Source organism: Microbacterium sp. MMO-56, assembly GCF_037146215.1.
Taxonomy (GTDB): domain Bacteria; phylum Actinomycetota; class Actinomycetes; order Actinomycetales; family Microbacteriaceae; genus Microbacterium.
The window spans coordinates 76,808-93,177 of sequence record NZ_JBBCVW010000016.1 but is presented as its reverse complement, the minus strand read 5'-3'; the positions used below and the strand labels follow the sequence as shown (position 1 = coordinate 93,177).

Annotated in this window: 16 protein-coding genes; 13 read left to right on the top strand and 3 right to left on the bottom strand. The window is 70.1% G+C overall.

The genetic code is table 11. The features are described from left to right. Window positions 1–5 precede the first annotated feature (5 nt). Window positions 6–1,166 carry an SLC13 family permease gene (locus WFI00_RS13970; protein ID WP_336632843.1) on the bottom strand — a complete coding sequence of 387 codons (1,161 nt, stop codon included), beginning with the start codon at window positions 1,164–1,166 and terminating at the stop codon, window positions 6–8. Window positions 1,167–1,336: 170 nt separating this feature from the next. Here WFI00_RS13970 and thrS point away from each other — a divergent pair, with 170 nt between their 5' ends. After that, window positions 1,337–3,355 (top strand): threonine--tRNA ligase, encoded by a 2,019-nt coding sequence (gene thrS, locus WFI00_RS13965; protein WP_336632814.1) that lies wholly within the window; start codon window positions 1,337–1,339, stop codon window positions 3,353–3,355. Next, a complete protein-coding gene (locus WFI00_RS13960; RefSeq protein ID WP_336632813.1) occupies window positions 3,352–3,912 on the top strand; it encodes an HIT family protein in 561 nt (186 codons plus the stop codon). The genes thrS and WFI00_RS13960 overlap by 4 nt, the downstream gene beginning before the upstream one ends. A 146-nt stretch (window positions 3,913–4,058) precedes the next feature. On the opposite strand, the gene pdxY is transcribed toward WFI00_RS13960, so the two are convergent. Both pdxY and WFI00_RS13950 read right to left on the bottom strand, forming a co-directional pair. Continuing rightward, window positions 4,059–4,910: a pyridoxal kinase PdxY gene (pdxY, locus tag WFI00_RS13955; RefSeq protein ID WP_336632812.1), complete on the bottom strand. Its 852-nt coding sequence runs from the start codon at window positions 4,908–4,910 to the stop codon at window positions 4,059–4,061. Between the two features lie 7 nt (window positions 4,911–4,917). Beyond that, window positions 4,918–6,279: an aminotransferase class I/II-fold pyridoxal phosphate-dependent enzyme gene (locus WFI00_RS13950; protein ID WP_442928328.1), complete on the bottom strand. Its 1,362-nt coding sequence runs from the start codon at window positions 6,277–6,279 to the stop codon at window positions 4,918–4,920. 82 nt (window positions 6,280–6,361) lie between these two features. Here WFI00_RS13950 and pdxS point away from each other — a divergent pair, with 82 nt between their 5' ends. The 11 genes from pdxS to secF all read left to right on the top strand — a co-directional run bounded on the left by pdxS (window position 6,362) and on the right by secF (window position 16,341). After that, a complete protein-coding gene (gene pdxS / locus WFI00_RS13945; protein ID WP_336632811.1) occupies window positions 6,362–7,252 on the top strand; it encodes a pyridoxal 5'-phosphate synthase lyase subunit PdxS in 891 nt (296 codons plus the stop codon). Window positions 7,253–7,413: 161 nt separating this feature from the next. Further along, complete coding sequence (gene pdxT, locus WFI00_RS13940) at window positions 7,414–8,001, top strand: pyridoxal 5'-phosphate synthase glutaminase subunit PdxT (protein WP_442928327.1); 588 nt, start codon at window positions 7,414–7,416, stop codon at window positions 7,999–8,001. A 43-nt stretch (window positions 8,002–8,044) separates the two neighbouring features. Then, window positions 8,045–8,851, top strand: coding sequence for a hypothetical protein (locus WFI00_RS13935; RefSeq protein ID WP_336632809.1), 807 nt, complete (start codon window positions 8,045–8,047; stop codon window positions 8,849–8,851). Between the two features lie 43 nt (window positions 8,852–8,894). Next, complete coding sequence (locus WFI00_RS13930; protein WP_336632808.1) at window positions 8,895–9,428, top strand: DUF1697 domain-containing protein; 534 nt, start codon at window positions 8,895–8,897, stop codon at window positions 9,426–9,428. A gap of 34 nt (window positions 9,429–9,462) precedes the next feature. Then, window positions 9,463–10,221, top strand: a complete 759-nt coding sequence (locus WFI00_RS13925; protein WP_336632807.1) for a YebC/PmpR family DNA-binding transcriptional regulator — start codon at window positions 9,463–9,465, stop codon at window positions 10,219–10,221. Window positions 10,222–10,289: 68 nt separating this feature from the next. Beyond that, the gene (gene ruvC, locus WFI00_RS13920; RefSeq protein WP_336632806.1) at window positions 10,290–10,856 is read left to right on the top strand and encodes a crossover junction endodeoxyribonuclease RuvC; all 567 of its coding nucleotides are present in this window, start codon (window positions 10,290–10,292) and stop codon (window positions 10,854–10,856) included. A gap of 498 nt (window positions 10,857–11,354) precedes the next feature. Beyond that, window positions 11,355–11,990 (top strand): Holliday junction branch migration protein RuvA, encoded by a 636-nt coding sequence (gene ruvA / locus WFI00_RS13915; RefSeq protein WP_336632805.1) that lies wholly within the window; start codon window positions 11,355–11,357, stop codon window positions 11,988–11,990. Beyond that, window positions 11,983–13,023, top strand: a complete 1,041-nt coding sequence (gene ruvB, locus WFI00_RS13910) for a Holliday junction branch migration DNA helicase RuvB (protein ID WP_336632804.1) — start codon at window positions 11,983–11,985, stop codon at window positions 13,021–13,023. The genes ruvA and ruvB overlap by 8 nt, the downstream gene beginning before the upstream one ends. Before the next feature lie 92 nt (window positions 13,024–13,115). Beyond that, the gene (locus WFI00_RS13905) at window positions 13,116–13,547 is read left to right on the top strand and encodes a preprotein translocase subunit YajC (protein WP_336632803.1); all 432 of its coding nucleotides are present in this window, start codon (window positions 13,116–13,118) and stop codon (window positions 13,545–13,547) included. Window positions 13,548–13,591: 44 nt separating this feature from the next. Further along, on the top strand, window positions 13,592–15,340 hold the full coding sequence (gene secD, locus WFI00_RS13900; RefSeq protein WP_336632802.1) for a protein translocase subunit SecD: 1,749 nt from the start codon (window positions 13,592–13,594) through the stop codon (window positions 15,338–15,340). After that, entirely contained in the window at window positions 15,340–16,341 is a 1,002-nt protein-coding gene (secF, locus tag WFI00_RS13895) for a protein translocase subunit SecF (RefSeq protein ID WP_336632801.1), read from the top strand. The genes secD and secF overlap by 1 nt, the downstream gene beginning before the upstream one ends. Window positions 16,342–16,370: the final 29 nt, after the last annotated feature.

The following is a 16,370-nucleotide window of genomic DNA, read 5'->3' as shown; positions in this document are numbered from 1 at the left end:
AAAGGTCAGCGCAGAGCCAGCGGCACGACCGCGAGGGCGACGGTCATGGGCGCCACGACCAGCCCGAGCAGGATGTACCGCTTCCAGGGCACATCCACCCCCACGGCGTGAAGTCGCTCATGCCACAGGAGGGTCGCCAACGACGCCCACGGCGTGATCAGCGGCCCCGCGTTCACGCCGATCAGCAGCGCTGCCAGGCGCACGGGGGAGCCGGCGGCCGATTCCAGAGCCAGATACGCGGGCAGGTTGTTCACGACGTTCGCCCCGAGCATCCCGACTCCCGCGACCTGCCAGAGCGAGAAGAGATCCTCACCGGTCCCGGTCGCTGCGGCGAGGAGGGCGCCCGATCCGAGCGACTCTGCCGCGCCCACCGCGAGGAACAGCCCCGACGCGAACACCACGAGCTGCCACGGCACGAGCGACCAGCGCAGCGCGCGCGGCGACCGCCACAGGAACACACCCGAGAGTGCGATCGCGGCACCGAGGGCCGGCATCCACGGAGGGATGCCGATCACCAGCAGCGGCATCATCACGACGAGGACGACCGCCGAGATCCGCAGCAGCACGGAGTCGGCGACTCGCGGCGGGCGGGCGGGCGAGAACGTGCCCCGGAGGTCGCGTCGATGCGTCAGCCACAGAAAGCCCACCGTCACGAGCGCCGCGACCACGGCGGAGGGGCCCAGCAGCCCGAGGAACCCCAGCGCATCGAGATCGCCGAGACGGTGCGCGGCGAGCAGGTTGGTGAGGTTCGAGACGGGCAGGAAGAGGGATGCGGTGTTCGCCAGCCACACGGTCGCGAACGCGAACGGCAGGGGGGCGAGGCGATTCGCGCGCGCGACGGCGACGACGACGGGCGTGAGCAGCACGGCCGTCGTATCCAGGGACAGGAACGCCGTGACGACGGTGGCGAAGGCGATCACGAGGAGCCACAGCACGATCACCCGCCCGCGCGACCAGCGCGCCAGCCGCGCGGCGGCGGCGTCGAACACCCCCGCTCGTGCGGACAGCTCCGCGACGACGGTCACGGCGACGACGAACAGGAGGATCGGCCACACCCGATCGGCGATCGCGAGTGCATCGGATGCAGGGAGCACGCCGAGCAGCACGGCGCCGCCGCCCAGGAGCAGCAGCACCGCCCCGATCACGGCGAGCATCACGGCATCCATCATGGACCCTGCCGCGACGATAGACTGCACGTATGGAACTGAGCCGGGTCATCGCTGCGGCGGCCGGCGCGCGAGCGCGCGGCGCACGAACGATCTGGGCCTGAGCGGGCGGGGCGCTGCGGCGCCCGAAGCTGAGCATCCCATCCGATCCATCCTCTGGAGACCCTCCCTTGACTGACGTCTCATCCGCGGCGGGCGTGACCTACCCCGCTGACGGCTTCGCCCTCTTCCCCGACCGCTCCGTGATCGCCCTGCGCGTGAACGGCGAGCTGAAGGACCTCGCGACGCTCGTCGACGAGGCCGACACCGTGGAGCCGGTCACCGTCGACAGCGCCGACGGTCTGTCGATCCTGCGCCATTCGACGGCGCATGTCCTCGCCCAGGCCGTGCAGCGCATCAAGCCGCAGGCGAACCTCGGCATCGGTCCGCCCATCACCGATGGGTTCTACTACGACTTCGGCGTCGACGAGCCCTTCACTCCGGAGGACCTCAAGGCGATCAAGAAGGAGATGGAGCGGATCGTCCGCGAGAACCAGCGGTTCGTCCGCCGGGTCGTCTCCGAAGACGAGGCGCGCGCGGAGATGGCGGACGAGCCGTTCAAGCTCGAACTCATCGACCTGGCCGGCGGGCCCGGGTCGGGGGCGAACGCGGCCGAAGGCGCGTCCGCGGAGATCGGCGCGGGCGAGCTGACCATCTACGACAACGTGACCCGCGACGGCGAGACCGCGTGGCGCGATCTCTGCCGTGGCCCGCACGTTCCCGGGACGCGCCTCGTCGGCAACGGCTGGGACCTCACCCGCATCGCCGGCGCCTACTGGCGCGGCAGCGAGAAGAACCCCCAGCTGCAGCGCATCTACGGCACCGCGTGGCCCACCAAGGACGAGCTGCGCGCGTACCAGCAGCGCCTCGAGGAGGCCGCGAAGCGCGACCACCGCAAGCTTGGCAAGGAGCTCGACCTCTTCTCCTTCCCCGACGAGATCGGGTCCGGTCTGTCGGTCTGGCACCCGAAGGGCGGCGTCATCCGAGGCGAGATGGAGCAGCACGCTCGCCGCCGGCACATCGAGGGCGGCTACACCTACGTGTACACGCCGCACATCTCGAAGGAGGACCTGTTCCTCACCTCGAACCACCTCGTCACCTATCGGGAGGGCATGTTCCCGCCGATCGTGATGGACGAGGAGCGGGATGCCGACGGCAACGTCACCAAGCAGGGGCAGGACTACTACCTGAAGCCCATGAACTGCCCGATGCACATCCTCATCTACAAGGAGCGCGCGCGCAGCTATCGGGACCTGCCGATGCGCCTCGCCGAGAACGGCACCGTCTACCGCAACGAGCTGTCCGGCGCGCTGCACGGGCTCACCCGTGTCCGGGGCTTCACGCAGGACGACTCCCACCTGTTCGTCACACCGGAGCAGCTGGAGACCGAGGCGACCCGCGTGCTCGAGTTCGTCATCTCGATGCTCCGCGACTTCGGTCTCGACGACTTCGAGCTCGAGCTGTCGATGCGCGACGACGAGAAGTCCAAGTGGATCGGATCGGACGAGTTCTGGGAGTACTCGACCAACGCTCTTCGCAACGTCGCCGTGGCGTCCGGGCTCAAGCTCACCGAGGTCCCCGGAGAGGCGGCGTTCTACGGGCCCAAGATCGATCTCAAGACCCGCGATGCGATCGGCCGCACCTGGCAGCTCTCGACCGTCCAGGTCGACCCCAACCTGCCGGAGCGCTTCGGTCTCGAGTACACCGGTGCGGACGGCGAGCGCCACCGCCCGATCATGATCCACCGCGCCCTGTTCGGCTCGATCGAGCGGTTCTTCGCGATCCTCCTCGAGCACTACGCGGGGGCATTCCCCGTGTGGCTGGCGCCCGTGCAGGTCGTCGGGATCCCGGTCGCGGACAACTTCGCGCCTTACCTGGACGAGATCATCGATCGCCTCCGCACGCGAGGGGTCCGCGCCGAGGTCGACCACTCGGCCGATCGGATGCCCAAGAAGATCCGCACGCACACGACGCAGAAGGTGCCGCTGCAGCTCATCGCGGGCGAGCAGGACCGCTCCGCGGGCACGGTCTCGTTCCGGTTCCGCGACGGATCGCAGACGAACGGGATCCCGGTGGACGAGGCGATCGACAAGATCGTCGCCGCGATCGCGGACAAGACGCTCGTGAACACCGCGGCGGATCTGGCGTGACCGCGGGGGACGCCGGCGACGCGCGCCTCGAGGAGGCGGCGGAGTTCGCCGGCGTCCCCGACGGGTTCCAGCGGCTGTGGACACCGCACCGCATGGCGTACATCGCCACGGGAGCGGACGCTCTGCGGGGGAGCGGATGCCCGTTCTGCGCCGCGCCGCAGAAGACGGATGCCGACGGGCTGATCGTCCACCGTGGCAAGACGGCCTACGTGCTGCTGAACCTGTTCCCCTACAACTCGGGGCACATGCTCGTATGCCCGTACCGCCATATTGCGACGTACGACCAGGCCACCCCCGAGGAGGTCGCGGAGATCGGCGCCCTCACCCAGACCGGGATGCGCCTCCTGCGTGAGGTGTCGCGCTGCGACGGCTTCAACATCGGCATGAACCAGGGGGCCATCGCCGGAGCAGGCGTCGACGAGCACCTGCACCAGCACATCGTGCCCCGGTGGGCATCCGACGCGAACTTCTTCCCGATCATCGCGCGCACGAAGGCGCTCCCGCAGCTGCTCGGCGAGGTCCGCGACGCGCTGGCATCCGCCTGGCCTGCCTCCTGAGACCTCGGCCGCTGGACGCGGCGGTCACGGCTCGAGATTCGGCCCCTTGACGCAGCGGAAGGGGCCCGGCGGCGAGTTTCGGACCCCTCAAGAGTCCGAAACTCGCCCACCGAGTGAGTGCGGGGCGAGTGGGTGCGGGTCGTGCCTCAGCGGACGCGCGTGACGGGGAACTGCAGACGCGGGTGGGCGTAGAACTCCTGCGCCTCGACGAGCTGCAGCTCGCGCTGCCCCGAATCGAAGGTCGTCTGCAGCAGGTCGTAGACGCTCGAGACGGTCTTCGCGAGGGCATCCGCGGCATCGCCCGACGCGCGGTAGTGAGCGGTGAACAGGGCGGCTGTGACGTCTCCCGACCCGTTCGCCTTCATCGGGATGTGCGGCGTCTGCACGATCCACGCGCCGTCCTCGTTCACCGCGAGCATCTCGATCGTCCCGTCGGGACGGTCGGGTCGCTCGACCGAGGTCACGAGCACGGTGGACGGGCCGAGGGCACGCGCCGCATCGACCGAGGCGAGCGTCGAGTCGAGGTCGCTCGGCTCGGTCTCGGTGAGGAAGCCCAGCTCGAACTGGTTGGGGGTGATGATGTCCGCGTTCGGGACGACCCGGTCGCGCAGGAGGATCGGGATCGCCGGAGCCACGAAGCATCCGCTCTTGGCGTTGCCCATGACGGGGTCGCACGAGTACACCGCATCCGGATTGGCCGACTTCACGCGTGCGACGGCGTCGAGGATGACGTCGCCGATGCCCTCGCCGCCCTGGTATCCGCTGAGGACGACGTCGATATCGCCCAGCACCCCGCGCTCCTCGATCCCGATGATGACGTCGCGGACGTCGTCGGGGGAGATGAGCGGACCGCGCCACGCGCCGTACCCGGTGTGGTTGGAGAAGTTCACCGTGTACACCGGCAGCACCTCGACGCCGATGCGCTGCAGCGGAAACACGGCGGCGGAGTTGCCGACGTGACCGTAGGCGACGGCGGACTGGATGGAGAGGATCTTCATCGGGCGATCATCCTGCTTTCTCGGTGGAGGTCGAGGCCGCGCCGACCGCGTCGGCGAGGTCGGAGGCCAGGCGTGCGAGCTCGGCGTCGGTGAGGTCGTGGACGGTCAGGCGGAGGTGACGCGCCGCCGCCTCGTCGTCGAGGACGAACTCGTCGCCGGGTCGGGCGAGCCATCCGCGGCGCATCAGCTGCTCCGACGCGGACCGCGCCGTGACGGGCAGGGGCACCCACAGGCTGAGACCGTCGCCGGGCGTCACCGGAACGCCCCGGGCGGTGAACGCGGCCGCCGCCGCGCTGTTGCGGCTCGCGTAGTGTGCGGCCGCCCCGGCGACGTCGGCCGCGGCCTCCGGATCCGTGAGCAGCTCGTGCGCGAGCCGCTGCAGCAGATGACTCACCCAGGTCGCGCCCGGATTGAGGCGTCGCGCGAGTCGCTCCGCGGTGTCGGGATCGGATGCGACCACAGCGAGGCACATGTCCGGCCCGAGGAACTTCGAGACCGACCGGATGAGCGCCCACCGGCGGTGCTCGGGGCCGATCACCGAATGGAACGGACGGGAGGACAGCAGGGAGAAGTGGTCGTCCTCGATGACCAGGACGTAGGGGTGGGCGGCGAGGACGGCGCGGAGCGCGGCCGCGCGGTGCGCGGAGAGGCTGGCGCCGGTGGGATTCTGGGCGCGCGGCGTGAGCAGGACGGCGCGCGCTCCCGCGTCCAGCGCGGCGCGGAGTCCGTCGACGGTCATCCCTTCGCCGTCGACCGGCACCGGGATGGGCCGGTATCCGCCGATGCGCACCGTGTTGAGGCTCGCGAGGAAGCACGGGTCTTCCAGCGCCACTGCGTCGTCGCGCGTCAGCGTCTGCGCGAGGAGACGTTCGATGGCGTCCGAGGCTCCGCCGGTGATGGTCAGTCGCAGCGCGCGGTCGTCTCCCACGGCGTCCCGCATCCAGTCCGTGGCCCAGGCCTCGAGATCGCGGTCGATGACCGGCTCCCCGTAGAGGACCGGCCGGCCCACGATGCGCCCGAGCGCGCGCGACGGGTCGGGGATGCGCGCGGCATCGGGGTTGCCGGTGCCGAGGTCGCGCAGCACCGTGCCGCGGGCGAACCCCTCCTGAGCGACCGGCGTGCGCTCGGCGATACGGGTGCCGGCGCGCCCGCGCGCCTCGACGATGCCCGCCTGCGTCAGGAGGCGATACGCCGCGACGACCGTGTTCCGGTTGACCGCGAGCTCGTCCGCGAGTGCACGAACGGGCGGGAGGAGTGCACCGGGGGCGAGCTCGCCGCGCTCGACCTGCTCGCGCACGCTGTCGGCGATGTCCGTCGCGCTGGAGCCCACGATTCGGACCGTGCCGGTCGTCACGCGCGCGCTCTTCACGATGTTCAGTCTATGTGACAGACCATGCTAGCTTTTGGCCTAGGCCAATACGCCCATCCGCCCTCTCTCGAAGGAGTCGCCCATGTCCGCTGCCGTCACCGGGTCCTCACGCGTCAAGCGCGGACTGGCCGAGATGCTGAAGGGCGGCGTCATCATGGACGTCGTCACCCCCGACCAGGCGAAGATCGCCGAAGACGCCGGCGCCGTGGCCGTCATGGCGCTGGAGCGCGTGCCCGCGGACATCCGAGCCCAGGGCGGCGTGTCGCGGATGAGCGATCCCGACATGATCGACGGCATCATCGAGGCGGTCTCGATCCCGGTGATGGCCAAAGCGCGGATCGGCCACTTCGTCGAGGCGCAGGTGCTGCAGGAGCTCGGCGTCGACTACATCGACGAGTCCGAGGTGCTGTCACCCGCCGACTACGTCAACCACATCGACAAGTGGGGCTTCACGGTGCCGTTCGTGTGCGGCGCGACGAATCTCGGCGAGGCCTTGCGGCGGATCACCGAGGGCGCGGCGATGATCCGGTCCAAGGGAGAGGCCGGGACGGGCGATGTGTCCGAAGCGATGAAGCACATCCGGAAGATCCGGGGCGAGATCGCGGCGCTCGCGGCTCTCCCGAACGACGAGCTGTTCGTCGCGGCGAAGGAGCTGCAGGCGCCCTACGACCTGGTCGCGGAGGTGGCCGAGACCGGTGCCCTGCCCGTCGTGCTGTTCGTGGCCGGCGGAGTGGCGACGCCCGCGGATGCGGCGATGATGATGCAGCTCGGAGCGGACGGGGTGTTCGTGGGCTCGGGCATCTTCAAGAGCGGGGACCCGGCCGCTCGGGCCGCCGCGATCGTGAAGGCGACCACGTTCTTCGACGACCCGAAGGTGATCGCCGAGGTCTCGCGCGGGCTCGGTGAGGCGATGGTCGGCATCAACGTCACGGACCTGCCCGCCCCGCACCGCCTCGCCGAACGTGGGTGGTGACCCTGACCGGTGGTGGTCGTGCCGGGCGGGGCGCCGTTCGTCGGAGGCCTGGTGCGGATGATGCCTGACGCCGCCCGCGGGTCCACACCCGCCCCACCGGTCCGACGACGCGCACGCCACCGCGCGCCGATCGGGCGCGCCGTCGACCGACGGGCGTGGTCGTGACCCGCGTCGGGGTGCTCGCACTGCAGGGGGACGTGCGGGAGCACACACGCATGCTCGCGCAGCTCGGCGCGGAGGTCGTCCCCGTCCGTCGACCGGACGAGCTCGACCTCGTCGCGGGGCTCGTCATCCCGGGCGGCGAGTCGAGCGTCATCGACAAGCTCGCCCGCTCGTTCGGTCTGCAGCAGCCGATCCGGCGCGCGATCGCACGGGGGCTTCCCGTCTACGGCACGTGCGCGGGGCTGATCCTGCTGGCCGACCGCATCACCGACGGCATCCGCGGGCAGGAGACGTTCGGCGGGCTGGACATCACCGTGCAGCGCAACGCGTTCGGGTCGCAGGTCGACTCGTTCGAGACGGAGCTGGATGTCTCCGGCCTCGCCGCCCCGGTCGCGGCGACCTTCATCCGGGCACCGCGAGTCGTCGAGACGGGTCCGGAGGTGGACGTCCTGGCGACGCTGGCGGACGGCACCACCGTCGCGGTGCGGCAGGGGAACCTGTTGGGGACAGCGTTCCACCCCGAGGTGACGGGCGAGACGCGGTTCCACGAACTGTTCCTCGACCTCGTCGGCGGCCGCACCGGCTGACCGGGTGCCCCGCACCGCATACGCGGATCCGTAGGCTGACGTCATGTCGCGCCTTCTCCGGACCGTCCTTGCCGGGGCGCTCGGCGTGGTCGCGCTCGCGTCTCTCGCCGGATGCGCGCTCCTGACGGGTTCCGCCCGCCCGGATGCGGATGCCGCGGTGACGCAGCTGGTCCGCGACATGTCGCATCGTCGGGCCGACGACATCGACGGATGGGCACGGCTGGCGGAGGAAGCGAGCGACGGCCATGGGGCATCCATCGTCCTGATCGGGATCACGGCCCAGACGGCAGATGTGTCGACCGATCCGCTCGGCACGCTCTCTTTCCGTGTCGAAGCGACCCGCAGCAATACCGGGCTCTGGTCCGCGGGGACGGCGTCCTTCACGGCGTGCTACGCGGTGGACTTCACGCGATACGGGCCCGTCGACCACGAGCGGGCGGGGCGCGCTGCGAGCCCGATCCGCACCATCGAGTGCCCGGACACCGTGGTGGAGGCGACGCCCGCGCCCGACACCTCTCCGGTGTTCGTCGTGCCCGCGGACGCGGCGGACGTGATCCTCGCCGTGGTCGCCGAAGCGCCCGCCGCTGCGGCGTCCGGAGACCTCGTGGACGCGATCGAGTCCCGGCTGACGGCGCCGTCCGGGCCGTACGAGCGCCTCGCGCCCATCGATGTGGTGCGGATCTCCGACGGCTCGATCGGCGCCGCGATGGGGACAGAGAGTACCTGCGTACTGGTGCGGCGTGTGGGGGAGGTCACCGAGCAGGTGCACGCCCCGAGGGTCTATCTTCAGCCGGGTGAGCTCGGCTGCCGAGGAACGACCGCCCTCGGCGATCTCCGTCCGCCGCACTGAGCTCGGCGCATGCGGCGTCCGCGGGGCGGGCTAGCGTACAGACATGACGACCTGGGTCGCGCTGCTGCGCGGAGTGAACGTGAACGGCATCACGATCCGCAGCGGCGATCTGGCGGACACGTTCCGGGCCATCGGGTTCGTCGACGTGACGACGGTGCTCGCGAGCGGCAATGTGCGGTTCACGGCGAGGGTGCCCATCTCGGACCGCGCGGAGCTGAAGGCGCGCATCGAGGCGGCGTTGCGCGAACGCTTCGGCTACGACGCCTGGATCGTGCTCGTGACGCTCGCCGAGCTCGAGGCGGTGGTTCGGGCATACCCGTTCGATGCCGGGGATGGGAGCCGGCAGCCGTACGTGGTGTTCTGCAGCGACGTATCTGTGCGCGACGCTCTGCTGCACGTCGCGGCATCCCTCGATCCGGGGGAGGATCCGACCGGGCCCGGCTTCGGCGTCGTCTACTGGAGCCCCGAGAAGGGACGCACGCTCGACACGCCGTTCGGCAAGGCACTGGGGCGAGCGGAGTACAAGCCCACCACGACGACGCGCAACCTGCGTACGCTGGTGAAGATCCTGGGCTGAGGAGCCCGGGTGCCGCCCGACTAAACTGGAGATCATGTCCGGACATTCCAAGTGGGCCACGACCAAGCACAAGAAGGCGGTCATCGACTCCCGCCGTGCCAGGTCGTGGGCCAAGCTCATCAAGAACATCGAAGTCGCAGCGAAGCTGGGCGGCGCCGACCTCTCGGGGAACCCGACGCTGTTCGATGCGGTTCTGAAGGCGAAGAAGACCTCGGTCCCGAAGGACAACATCGATCGCGCCATCAAGCGCGGAGCGGGTATCGGCGGCGAAGCCGTGGAGTACTCGTCGATCATGTACGAGGGATACGGCCCCAACGGCGTCGCGCTGATGATCGAGTGTCTGACCGACAACAAGAACCGCGCGGCCGCCGAGGTGCGCACCGCACTCACCCGCAACGGCGGGACACTGGCCGACCCCGGGTCGGTCGCCTACAACTTCACCCGCAAGGGCGTCATCGTCGTCTCCGAGGAGGGGACGACCGAGGACGACGTCATGATGGCGGCCCTCGAGGCCGGGGCCGAGGAGATCGAGCCGCACGCCCAGGGTTTCGAGGTCATCACCGAGGCATCCGACCTCGTCACGGTCCGCAGCGCGCTGCAGGACGCCGGGATCGAGTACGAGTCGGCGGACGTCGAGTTCGTGCCGAACCTCAAGGTCGAGATCGATGCGGAGACCGCGCGCAAGGTTTTCCGGCTCATCGACGCGCTCGAGGACAGCGACGACGTGCAGAACGTCTTCAGCAACTTCGATCTCTCCGCCGACGTCCAGGCCGAGCTCGAGAACGACGAGTGACCGGGCGGGCTGGACGCCCGCCCGCGTTTCGAGAGCGGATGCCCTCCCGCGCCGCATAGCGTGGGGGAGTGGCATCCGCTCTTCGTGTTCTGGGAATCGACCCCGGCCTCACCCGCTGCGGCGTCGGTGTCGTGGACGTGCGTGCCGACCGGTCCGCGTCGCTCGTGCACGTGGGGGTCGTCCGCTCCGTGGCCGACCTGCCCATCGGTGATCGTCTGGCCGTGATCGCTGCGGGTCTTCGAGCCGTGATGGCGGAGCACCGGCCGGATGTCGTCGCGGTCGAGCGCGTGTTCGCTCAGCAGAACCGCTCCACCGTGATGGGAACGGCGCAGGCCAGCGGGGTCGCGCTGCTGCTCGCCGCGGAGCACGGGCTGCCCGCCGCGACTCACACGCCCTCGGAGGTCAAAGCCGCGATCACGGGATACGGATCCGCCGACAAGCTGCAGGTGCAGACGATGGTCGCGCGCGTGCTGCGCCTCGACGCCCTCCCGCAGCCGGCGGATGCCGCGGACGCTCTGGCGATCGCGCTTTGCCACGCCTGGCGGCGGGGTGGCCCGTCGGTGTCGACGGGCTCCGGGTCGCTGACCCCCGCGCAGCGCGCCTGGGCGGACGCGGAGCGGGCCGCGCGCCGCTGAGCCCCTTCCCGTGAGACGGGCGCGCGCTCGTGCGGGGTTGTGCCTTCATGTGCCGTGGCCTTGCCCGGCTGTGCTCTGCGGGTTTGGGGTGGGGGGGGGGGGGGGCGGGGGGGGGGTGGGGGGCCGGGGGCGGGGGCGGGCCGCGCCGCGGGGCCCCCCCCCCCCCCCCCCCCCCCCCAAACCCGTGACGGGGCGACCCTTGGCGACCCCGAACCTGTGGGGGATGGCCTCGGGCGACCATTGGCGACCCCGAACTCGTGGGGGGGATGGCGCCCGGGTGAGCTGGGGCCCACCCCGGTTGGTTCTGCGGGTTTGGGGTCGCTTCTGGTCGCCTCAGGGGCGGGATGGCGACCAGATGAGACCCCGAACGTGGAGCGGGGCGACCCTTGGCGACCCCGAACCTGTGGGGAATGACCTCGGGCGGGCGGCGGGATGACCCTGCGCACGCGCCACGCGTGTCGGTCGAACAAAACTGCGAACGGCTCGTAGGGTGGGGGGATGATCTCTTCGCTGCGGGGCCGCGTGCTGCATGTGGACGCCGAGTCGGCGATCGTGGAGGTCGGCGGCGTGGGCTTCTCCGTCGCGGTGACCTCCCAGCTGGCTCGGGGGCTGCGCCTGGGCGACGAGGCGCTGCTGCACACCAATCTGGTGGTGCGGGAGGACGCGCTCTCGCTCTACGGATTCGCCGAACGCGACGAGCTGGACACCTTCATCCTGCTCCTCAGCGTGTCGGGCGTCGGACCGAAGTCGGCGCTCGGGGTGCTGTCCGCCCTGTCCGTCGACCAGATCGCCGCGGCGGTGTCCGCCGAGGACGACGCGCCGTTCCGGCGCGTGTCGGGCATCGGCCCGAAGACGGCGAAGCTCATCGTGGTCCAGCTCGCCGGCAAGCTGCACGTCGCGCCGGCGGGGGCGGGTGTCTCCGGGGCGAGAGGCGCGGCGACGTCGTCCCCGGGCATCGCCGAACAGGTCGTGGCGGCCTTGGTCGCCCTGGGCTGGAACGAGCGCGTGAGCGTCGAGACCGTCCGCGACGTCGGCGGCACCGTCGCCGGAGCGGAGGCCGCCTCCGTCCCCGCTCTCCTGAAGCTCGCCCTCGCGCACCTCGGCCCGAGCCGGACGGAGCGCGCCGATGTCTGACGACGCGATCCGCGACCCCGGCATCGCGGAGGACGACTCCGAGCTCGCCGTCGAAGGGGCGCTCCGACCGGTCTCGCTCGCCGAGTTCGTCGGCCAGCAGAAGGTGCGCGGGCAGCTCCAGCTGCTGCTGGATGCCGCCCGCATCCAGCAGCGTCCCGCCGACCACATCCTGCTGTCCGGGCCGCCGGGCCTCGGCAAGACGACGCTCGCGATGATCGTCGCCCACGAGAGCGGGCGGCCGCTGCGGCTGTCGTCGGGCCCCGCGATCCAGCACGCCGGCGATCTCGCCGCCCTGCTGTCGAGCCTCCAGCCCGGGGAGGTGCTCTTCATCGACGAGATCCACCGGATGGCCCGCTCCGCCGAAGAGATGCTGTACCTCGCGATGGAGGACTTCCGCATCGACATCATGGTCGGCAAGGGCGCCGGTGCGACCAGCATCCCGCTCGATCTCGCGCCCTTCACGCTGGTGGGGGCCACGACGCGCTCGGGCCTGCTGCCCAATCCGCTGCGCGACCGGTTCGGCTTCACGGCGCATCTGGAGTACTACGAGCCCGCCGAGCTCGAACGCGTCATCGCGCGGTCGGCGACGGTCCTCGGCGTCGAGGTGCCGCCCCGCGCGCGCGACGAGATCGCGCGCCGCTCACGCGGCACGCCGCGCATCGCGAACCGCCTGCTGCGACGCGTGCGCGACTACGTCATCGTGCACGGAGCGGGGCCCGGTCAGGCGGCGACCGAGGCGGACGTCGCCCAGGCGCTCGAGCTGTACGACGTCGACGCGATCGGTCTCGACCGTCTCGACCGGGCCGTGCTGGATGCCGTCGTACGGCGGTTCCGCGGCGGTCCCGTCGGCCTGAGCACCCTCGCGGTCACGGTGGGAGAAGAGGGGGAGACCATCGAGTCGGTCGTCGAGCCGTACCTGGTGCGCATCGGCTTCCTCGGTCGTACGCCCCGCGGGCGGATCGCCACCCCCGAGGCGTACGCGCACCTGCGTGTCGCGCCCCCGGTCGAGGCCCTCCCTCTCGAAGACCTCTAGATTCCATGACCTATAATCGCTGAAGGCTTCTGCCGACTTCCTTCAGCCGACTCTTCCTCTGCCGATCGGCGTGCACCCGAAAGGTCTCACTCATGGACATCCTTCTGCTCGTCGCCATGGCGGCGCTCCTCGTCTTCATGTTCTGGAGCTCCCGTCGTCGCGCGCAGAAGATGAAGGCCGAGCAGGAGGCCAAGTCGCGGGCGATGCTCCCCGGCGTGAAGGTGCTGCTGCAGGGCGGTCTGTACGGCACGCTCGTCGAGTACGACGGCGATGACCTGTCCAAGTCGGCGCGCGTCGAGCTCGCCCCGGGCATGGAGGTCGAGGTCCACAGCCAGGCGATCCTCCGTGTCGTCGACGAGGACACCGACACCGTGACCGAGGATGAGTTCATCGACGCCGAGGCGGAGAAGGCCGAGTACATCGCCGATGTCGCGGACGGCGAGATCACCTCGATCAGCGACGACCAGGCGCGCGAGCGCGCCGCCGCGACCGACCCCAAGCCCGACAAGAAGTCCCAGGCCTGAGTCCGTCCGCGCGACGCGCGGCACATCGAGAAAGCTGACCATCCGTGGCCTCTCCCACCCCTGTGCGCCATGCCTGGCGCGCACTGACCGGACTGCTCGCGATCGTCGTGGTCCTGTTCGGCATCAACGCGCTCGGCGTGTTCGTGTTCACGAACGCCAACGGCCAGCCGGCGAGCTCATGGCTCCCCGAGCTCGCCCTCGATCTGCAGGGCGGGACGCAGATCATCCTCGAGGCGAAGACGCCGGACGGGTCTACCCCCTCCGCCGAGCAGATGAACCAGGCCGCCTCGATCATCCGTCAGCGCGTGGACGCCTCGGGCGTCGGTGAGACGGACATCACGACGCAGGCCAACAACCAGATCGTCGTTCAGATCCCCGGTCAGGCGGACGACGAGACGCGGGATCGGATCACGGCATCGGCGCAGATGCAGTTGCGCGCGGTGCTCTACACGACGGCCGCCAGCACGTCCTTCGTCGGAGAGGACGGCAACCAGACGCCGTACCCGACCCCCGATCCCGGGCTGCCGTCCACGCCGACCGCGGTTCCGACCGACGGCAGCGACATGAACTGGATCACGCCGGCGCTGCAGGCGAAGTTCCTCGCGTACGACTGCGCGGACGAGTCGAACGATCCGGCCAACGCGCCCAAGGATCAGCCCGTCATCGCCTGCAACCCGGAGGGCACCGAGAAGTATCTGCTCGGCCCCGTCGAGCTCGACGGCTCGTCGATCACGGACGCCACGGCGGGCATGAACACGCAGAACGGCCAGTGGGTCGTGAACGTCGTCTTCGACGGCGACGGCGCGAAGACCTTCGGCGAGGTGAGCCAGCGCCTGTACGCGTTCACGCAGGCCGGCAAGAGCCCCCAGAACCAGTTCGCGTTCGTCCTGGACGGCAGCGTTATCTCCGCGCCGTCGATGAACGGCGTGATCCTCGACGGCAAGCCGCAGATCAGCGGGTCGTTCACCCAGGAGTCCTCGAAGACCCTCGCCGACCAGCTCAAGTACGGCGCTCTGCCGCTGAGCTTCGAGGTGCAGAGCTCCAACTCGATCTCGGCGACCCTCGGGTCCCAGCAGCTGCAGATCGGCCTCATCGCGGGTCTCATCGGCCTCGCGCTCGTCGCGCTCTACTCGCTCATCGTCTACCGCGCCCTGGGATCGGTGATCATCGCGTCGCTGGCCGTGATGGGGGTGCTGACCTACATCACGCTCTGCATCCTGGCGTGGCGCATGGGCTTCCGACTGTCGCTGGCCGGTGTGGCGGGCCTCATCGTCACGATCGGCTTCACCGCGGACTCGTTCATCGTCTACTTCGAGCGCATCCGCGACGAGCTCCGTGACGGCAAGTCGATCACCGGTGCCGTCGAGGACGGATGGGGCCGCGCGAAGCGCACCATCTACATCTCGAAGTCGATCAACATCCTCGCCGCCGTCGTGCTGTACATCCTCGCCGACGCGACGGTGAAGGGCTTCGCCTTCACCCTCGGCCTCACGACGCTGATCGACATCCTCATCTTCATCCTGTTCACCCACCCGGTGATGCAGCTCCTGGCGCGGACGCGCTTCTTCGGCGGCGGGCACCCGCTGTCCGGTCTCGATCCCGAAGCGCTCGGCGCCGTGTACCGCGGACGAGCCCAGTTCCGCGCTCCGGCAGCCGCGGGGTCGGCCAAGGGCGGGGCCGCACGCCGCGCCGGGCGATCGCGCGGTGAGGCGGAGCGTCGCCAGACGATCGCCGAGCGCAAGCAGGCCGAGCTCGCCGCCACGACCCCCACGCGGAAGGAGGGGGACGACTGATGCGCTCCATGAACGAGTTCGGAAACGACCTCTACACCGGCAAGACCTCCTTCCCGTTCGTCGGGCGTCGCCGCCTGTGGTTCGTCATCGCGGCGATCCTCGTCATCGGGGCGGCCCTGGTTCCCCTCATCCGTCCGATCCAGTTCTCGATCGAGTTCACGGGCGGGTCGCAGTTCACCGTGAGCGGTGTCTCGTCGCCGGATCAGCAGAAGGCCACGGACGCCGTCCGCTCGGTGGTCGCGGATGCGAACACGAAGGTCACGACGATCGGGTCGAGCGACGGTGAGCAGTCCGTGCGGATCCAGACCGACCAGATGACGGATGCCGAGACGCGCGCCGTCACGTCGGCGCTCGCGACCTCGTTCGGCGTGGACGGCTCCGAGGTGAGCTCGTCGTTCGTCGGACCCAGCTGGGGCCAGGACGTGACCCGTCAGTCGCTGTGGGGCCTCGCGATCTTCCTCGCGCTGACCTTCATCATCCTCGCGGTGTACTTCCGGACGTGGAAGATGTCGGTGGCGGCGATCATCGGCCTCATCGACGTGCTCGTGATCACGATCGGCGTCTACGCCCTGTTCGGGTTCGAGATCTCCCCGGCCGCCGTGATCGGATTCCTGACGATCCTCTCGTACTCGCTGTACGACACGACCGTCGTCTTCGACAAGATCCGCGAGAACACGCGCGGAGACGCCGAGCAGTCGGGGCGGACGTTCGGTGAGTCGGTCAACCTCGCCGTGAACCAGACCCTCATCCGCTCGATCAACACGACCGTCGTCGCCGCGATCCCGACGGGGGCGATCCTGTTCATCGGCGCCCTCTGGCTGGGTGCGCAGACCCTCACCGACATCTCGCTGTCGATCTTCGTCGGGACGATCGTCGCGGCCTATTCGACCCTGTTCGTCGCCGCTCCGCTGTACTCGCTGTTCCGCGAGAAGGAGCCGGAGATCACGGCGCGTGACGAGCGGATCCGCACGGCGAGGGAGCGCGCGGCCGTCGAGGTGTGACCCGTCCGTCCTGCGGATCCCGTTCGCGG